Annotated in this window: 5 protein-coding genes; 3 read left to right on the top strand and 2 right to left on the bottom strand. The window is 60.2% G+C overall.

The window, feature by feature from the left end:
- Positions 1–109 precede the first annotated feature (109 nt).
- A complete protein-coding gene (locus C9413_RS27865; RefSeq protein WP_170251198.1) occupies positions 110–565 on the top strand; it encodes an NfeD family protein in 456 nt (151 codons plus the stop codon).
- Here the strand turns inward: C9413_RS27865 and C9413_RS27870 are convergent, their stop codons facing one another.
- Positions 566–1558, bottom strand: coding sequence for a KpsF/GutQ family sugar-phosphate isomerase (locus C9413_RS27870; protein ID WP_039846079.1), 993 nt, complete (start codon positions 1556–1558; stop codon positions 566–568).
- Between the two features lie 145 nt (positions 1559–1703).
- Between C9413_RS27870 and C9413_RS27875 the strand changes: the two genes are divergently transcribed.
- On the top strand, positions 1704–3248 hold the full coding sequence (locus C9413_RS27875; RefSeq protein ID WP_039846080.1) for an outer membrane beta-barrel protein: 1545 nt from the start codon (positions 1704–1706) through the stop codon (positions 3246–3248).
- Between the two features lie 2 nt (positions 3249–3250).
- Here the strand turns inward: C9413_RS27875 and galU are convergent, their stop codons facing one another.
- Entirely contained in the window at positions 3251–4138 is an 888-nt protein-coding gene (gene galU, locus C9413_RS27880; RefSeq protein WP_039846081.1) for a UTP--glucose-1-phosphate uridylyltransferase GalU, read from the bottom strand.
- A 203-nt stretch (positions 4139–4341) separates the two neighbouring features.
- Between galU and C9413_RS27885 the strand changes: the two genes are divergently transcribed.
- Positions 4342–4784: lytic murein transglycosylase (locus C9413_RS27885; RefSeq protein ID WP_170251199.1), on the top strand; the 443-nt coding region annotated here is incomplete at its 3' end.

Genomic DNA, 4784 nt, shown 5'->3' on the forward strand with positions numbered 1-4784 from the left:
TGTCCTCGTCGACGGCGACAGTCCGCTCGCCGCCCCCTCGCGGCGCAGGGGGCCGGGGCGCGCGCCCGCGCCGGTCAATCCCTTCAACCAGGCCCCGGAGCGCTGACGAATGCTGACACGCGTCGTTGCCGAACTGGGACCATGGCCCTGGTGGATTGTGGGCCTGGCGCTGCTTGCCGCCGAAATGATGGTGCCGGGCTTTTTCCTCGTCTGGATCGGTCTTGCCGCGCTCGCCGTCGGCGTTCTGTCGCTGCTGCTTTGGAATGCCACCTTCTGGATCTGGGAAACGCAGCTCATCGTTTTTGCCATCCTGGCCGTTGCTGCGACATTCCTTGGCCGCCGGCTGACGCTTCGCCATGATGCGACGGACGAACCCTTCCTCAATCAGCGGGGCGCAAGTCTCGTCGGCCGGACGGCAACGCTCTTAGAACCGATCGCCGAAGGCCGCGGCCGCATTCGCATCGATGATACGATCTGGCGGGGGACGGGCCCGAACCTCCCCATTGGAACGCAGGTGAAGGTGGTCGCAAGCAACGGGCGCGACCTGACGGTCGAGCCGCTCTGATCAGGCGACGCCGATCCGCAAGAGATCGTGAAAATGCACCAGGCCGGCCGGCTTGTTATCGTCATCGATGACGATCAGTGCGCCGATTTGATACTGCTCCAGCAAGGCCAGCGCGCTTGTCGCAAGCGCCGTCGGCCTGACCGTCTTCGGTGTGCGCGTCATGATGTCGTCGACACAAAGCTCGGACAGGTTGCGCGTCAAGTTACGGGCAATGTCACCTTCGGTAACGATGCCGCAAAGCCGCCCGTCCTCGTCTAAAACGCCGACGCAGCCGAAATGCTTGCGCGACAGCACGTGGATCGCCTCCGGCATCGGTGTCCCCTTCGCCACCAGCGGGACGCGCTCGCCGGTATGCATGACGTCGCCGACATGCATCAGGCTGGCGCCGAGCTTTCCGCCTGGATGGAAGACATGGAAATCCCGCGCCGTGAAGCCGCGCGCTTCAAGCAGCGCGATCGCGAGCGCATCCCCGAGGGCGAGCTGCATCAATGTCGATGTCGTTGGCGCAAGGCCGTTCGGGCATGCTTCCTGCTCGTTCGGGATCAGCAGTACGATGTCGGATGCCGTCGCCAGCGACGAGTGTATGCTGCACGTGAGCGCGACCAGCGGAATGGAAAATCGGCGCGTATAGGCAATGATGCTGCGCAGTTCCGCGCTTTCGCCGCCCTTGGATATGGCGAGCACAAGATCATCGCTCGCGATCATCCCAAGGTCGCCGTGATTGGCTTCGGCAGCATGAACGAAAAACGCAGGCGTGCCCGTCGAAGCAAAGGTAGCGGCCAGTTTCGTTCCGATGTGTCCACTTTTGCCGACACCCGTTACGATGACACGACCGCTGATACTGCCGATCGTCTCCACCGCTTGAGAAAACGGCTCCGACAGACCGTCGCTCAAGGCGCGCTCCAGCGCTTCCAGTCCACGTCTCTCCGTCTCGATCGTGCGTTTGGCGGATTCGAGCACACCGTTCTCAACAAGTTTGACTGCTTTCCTCATGGTCCTGCGTTAGCGCTTTTCATTTCAGGTGTCTACCCACATCGCTTTGCAACCTGTGAACAGAGCCTCGCGGCCGCAACGAATGATTAACCACGAGGCTTTACGTTCGGGTAACGAATTGAAGCATGCCACGCGCGGAATCCGGATGGCCAAGGAAAGAGAGACGAGCAGTTTGACGCCGCTCTGCGCGGCGCGCTTTGCCGTGTCTTCTTTCGCTTGCTTCGCTTTGTTTCTTCCACCTCACCCGAGTTTTGCTCAGTCCGCGCAAAACAGCACCGCCAGCGGCACATCCTACAGCAGTTCGCCGAATGCACAGCAGTTGCCCGACGATGGCGCAGCCGACGGTAGCGACATCGCAAATCCCTCAGCCGATGCAATGAGCGGCACACCGCCCAGCTCAAACCAACAAGCCGGAACAACGACGGCAAACGGGGCGGCTGATCAGGACCCGTCCAGCGAGACGACCGGCTCCATTCTCGATGAGGACATTCGTCGCCTGAATACCCGCGAACCGGCAATCGATGACAGAAGGGCGCCACGCAAGCCGGAGGAATACCTGTCAGATCAGGAGACGCCGGGCATCCGCATCGGCACCTTCGTGCTGCGCCCTTCCGTTACCCAGTCGATCAACACCGAAACGACGAAGGACGGAGAGACAAAGGAGACGCGCGCTTTCCTCCAAACCGACGCCCACGCAACGCTTGCCTCCGACTGGGCGCTCCATCAACTGATCGTCACGAGTGAGGGCACTTGGCAGCGCAATGTCAGCGGTACCGGCGAAGAGCAGCCCGCCTTCGACATCGACGGGGACCTTCGCCTCGACCTGCCGGACGACACGGTCGCTCATATCAAGGGCGGATACCGGTTTTATCGGGAAGATACCGACGATCCTGACGCAATCGCCGATGCCGAGCAGCAGTCGAATGTACAGGAGTTCTCAGCAGGCGCATCCGTCGAGCGCGATTTCGGTATCCTGCGCGGTACCGCGGCACTCGATCTGACCCGGACCATCTACTCCGACGCCGTGCTTTCGAACGGCACGAGGATCTCGCTCAGCGACCGCGACCAGACGTCCGGCACATTTCGGACCCGTGTCGGCTATGAGCTTTCGCCGGCCCTCATTCCCTTCGTCGAGGCCTCGGTCGGTAAGACTGTCTACGACGAAAGTCGGGATTCGGCGGGTTTTGCGCGCTCCGGCAACAGCTACGGCGCCAAAGCTGGCGTCGAGGTCGATCTGGGAGAAAAGTTGAAGGGTGAAGTCGGTCTCGGCTACGAAACCGCAACCTTTGACGATAGCCGCCTCGATTCGATCGATACCGCAACCGTCGATGCAAACCTCCTCTGGTCGCCGCTGCGTGGAACCGACGTTCTTTTTGATCTATCGACCAGCATCCAACCCTCAACGACAGCTGGTCAGAGCGGCTATATCTCGCACGTACTGACAACGGCGGTCACGCATCAGCTGCGCGACAATCTCCAGGCAACGGTGCTGGGTGGGGTGACCTTGCGGGACTATCCGTCCGGCGGCAGCAGCGACGAGACGGTCTATACGGCGAGCGGCGGGCTCACCTGGAACATCAACCGCTATCTCGATTTCACCACCACGCTGGGATACGAGCTGACGACGCGCGATGTGGGCGCCGACTCGCAGCAATGGCGAGCCGGCGTCGGTCTCAAGCTGAAACGCTAGGCTCAAAGGCCTTTCAGCAATGCCTTGAAACCGTCTTCGACGGTCGGGCGGATATCTGCACGTTCGAGTGCGAAGGCAACATTGGCAAGGATGAAGCCATCCTTCGCGCCGCAGTCATAGGTCGTGCCGCGGAAGTGGTAGCCTGCAAAATCCTGTTCCTTGAGCAGCTTCAACATGCCGTCGGTCAGCTGGATTTCGTTGCCGGCGCCGCGCTCCTGCGTCTCGAGGATCTTGAATATCTCCGGCTGCAGGATGTAGCGGCCGTTGATGAAGAAGTTGGAAGGTGCCGTCCCCTTGGCCGGCTTCTCGACCATGCCGGTGATGCGGAAGCCCTCGCCGACCGGTTCGCCGGCTCCCACGATGCCATATTTATGCGCTTGCTCGGGAGCACATTCCTCGACGGCGATGATGTTGCCGCCGCTCTGGGCATAGAGATCGATCATGCCCTTCATGCAGCCCTTGCCTTCGTTTTTCATGATCATGTCCGGCAGCAGCAGCGCGAAAGGTTCGTCGCCGACGATCTCACGGGCGCACCATACGGCGTGGCCGAGGCCGAGTGGCTCCTGCTGGCGGGTGAAGCTGACCGTTCCTGCTTTCGGAAGCTGATTGGCGAGCAGCGTCATTTCGGCCTGCTTGCTGCGTTCGCGCAGCGTCTGCTCGAGCTCGAAATGAATGTCGAAATAGTCTTCGATAATGTGCTTGTTGCGGCCGGTCACGAACACGAAGTGTTCAATGCCGGCTTCGAGCGCCTCGTCGATCACATACTGAATGATCGGTTTATCGACGACAGTCAGCATTTCCTTCGGAACGGCTTTGGTGGCCGGGAGGAAGCGTGTCCCCAAACCTGCAACCGGGAATACCGCTTTACGAACTTTTTTCTGCTGTCCCACTTAGACCTCCTAGGGGGGCTGGATCGCTTTTACACTCAAGCTATTTAGGGTGAACTAGATTAGAATCGCTACCGTTTTGCAAAGGATGACGGGAGAAGCCGGTCATGGTAAAGAATTTGTTGACTCCGTTCCGGTAGTGTCGGGTTTGGCCGGAAACTGCAACTCCGCCGCACGTGCAACGAAGATGACGGATACGACTGCCGATGACCCAGAACCGCAAATACTCCCTTCGTGGTCTTGCTCTCGCCCTCATGGTGACCGCTTCCGCAGGTCTGGCTCCCGATAGCGCGGCGGCCGACCAGCGGTTCCAGAAGTGGATCGCGGACTTTTATCAAACTGCCGCGCAAAATGGCATCAGCAAGGCAACCTATCGGAAAGCTTTCGCAGGCGTGACCGAACCGGACCCGACAGTCCTTGAAAAGGCGACCTTTCAGCCGGAATTCACGACCAAGATTTGGGACTATGTGGACTCCCGCGTGAACCCCTACACAGCCGAGATCGGCCGCAAAATGGCCACAAAGCATGCCTCGACCCTGACGGCAATCGAACGGCATTTCGGCGTCGACAAGAACATCATACTGGCGATCTGGTCGATGGAATCGAACTACGGCGCAGTCCTCACAAAGGACGACCGGCTGCACTATGT

The organism is Rhizobium sp. SEMIA 4085 (genome assembly GCF_013004495.1).
Classification (GTDB): Bacteria; Pseudomonadota; Alphaproteobacteria; order Rhizobiales; family Rhizobiaceae; genus Rhizobium; species Rhizobium gallicum.

Bases quoted from the DNA above. Each gene is read 5' to 3' on its own strand.
- C9413_RS27865 (WP_170251198.1), top strand. From the start codon at position 110: ATGCTGACACGCGTCGTTGCCGAACTGGGACCATGGCCCTGGTGGATT.
- C9413_RS27870 (WP_039846079.1), bottom strand. From the start codon at position 1,558: ATGAGGAAAGCAGTCAAACTTGTTGAGAACGGTGTGCTCGAATCCGCC.
- C9413_RS27875 (WP_039846080.1), top strand. From the start codon at position 1,704: ATGGCCAAGGAAAGAGAGACGAGCAGTTTGACGCCGCTCTGCGCGGCG.